The sequence below is a fragment of the Polynucleobacter parvulilacunae genome, assembly GCF_018881715.1.
In the GTDB taxonomy this organism is placed as follows: domain Bacteria; phylum Pseudomonadota; class Gammaproteobacteria; order Burkholderiales; family Burkholderiaceae; genus Polynucleobacter; species Polynucleobacter parvulilacunae.
Genome location: NZ_JACVPW010000010.1, coordinates 1 through 1,233 on the forward strand (window position 1 = coordinate 1; position 1,233 = coordinate 1,233).

Annotated in this window: 1 protein-coding gene; it reads left to right on the top strand. The window is 49.3% G+C overall.

Going from position 1 to position 1,233, the window contains the following annotated elements; genetic code table 11:
* Positions 1–62 precede the first annotated feature (62 nt).
* A complete protein-coding gene (locus tag ICN18_RS08440) occupies positions 63–1,223 on the top strand; it encodes an IS30 family transposase (protein WP_216190072.1) in 1,161 nt (386 codons plus the stop codon).
* Positions 1,224–1,233: the final 10 nt, after the last annotated feature.

Consider the following 1,233-nt stretch of genomic DNA (forward strand, 5'->3'; position numbering starts at 1 on the left):
CCTTGATTTCAACCCGTCGATGCAACACACTACAAACTGCGTAAGCGCAAGGAGTGTTGCTCATGAAACAACGACCTCGAATCTATTACACAGCTACCCAGAAGGCTTTAATGTGGGAGCGCTGGAAAAAGGGAGATTCTCTCCAGCAAATTGCCCAGTTATTTGATCGCCACCACTCGGCAGTTCAGCGAATTTTGGCTGAGAGTGGCGGCATTAGACCGCCAGAGCGAACTCGATCTAAACTAGCATTAACCTTAGCTGAACGGGAAGCCATTTCACGTGGTCTGGCAAGCGGTCAATCCATGAGATCAATTGCTACCGAGTTGGGCCGCTCGCCTTCTACGATTAGTCGTGAGATTGGTCGTAATGGTGATCCAAAGAGCTATCGAGCCAATCAATCAGACCAGTCTGCTTGGGACAGGGCACATCGCCCTCAGACTTGTAAACTAGTCTTGAATAAAGCCTTAGCGCATCTGGTGGCAGATAAACTGCAGCACTACTGGTCACCACAACAGATTGCCGGTTGGCTAAAAGAGACTTATCCAGATCAGGAGGACTATCAGGTGTCACACGAAACGATCTACCGTAGCCTCTTCATCCAAGCCCGCGGAGCCTTAAAGAAAGAGCTCACCCAGCATTTACGACGCACCCGCATCATGCGCCGATCACGGCATCACACGCTGAAGGATGCAGGGCTTGGAAAAATTAAGGATGCAGTCTCGATCAGAGAGCGGCCAGCCGAAGCAGAAGATAGAGCTGTTCCCGGCCATTGGGAGGGTGATCTTTTATATGGGGATGCCAATAGTCAGATCGCTACTCTCGTGGAGCGCCAGACTCGCTATGTGATGCTAGTCAAGGTGGCTCGTAAAGACAGTGAGACGGTGGTCAATGCACTCATCAAGCATGCCCGCAAGTTACCGCAAGAGCTCTACAAGTCCTTAACATGGGATCGGGGTAAAGAAATGTCTGAACACAAACGCTTTACTCTAGCTACCGATGTGCAAGTGTATTTTTGCGATCCTCAGCATCCTTGGCAACGAGGCTCGAATGAAAATACCAATGGGCTATTAAGACAGTACTTCCCTAAAGGCATGAGCTTAGCTAACTACTCTCAAGCCAAACTCAATGCAGTAGCAAGGCAACTCAATGAACGCCCTAGAAAAACACTAAACTATCAAACACCGGCAGAACGTTTTGCCCTAACTGTTGCATCGACGGGTTGAAATCAAGACC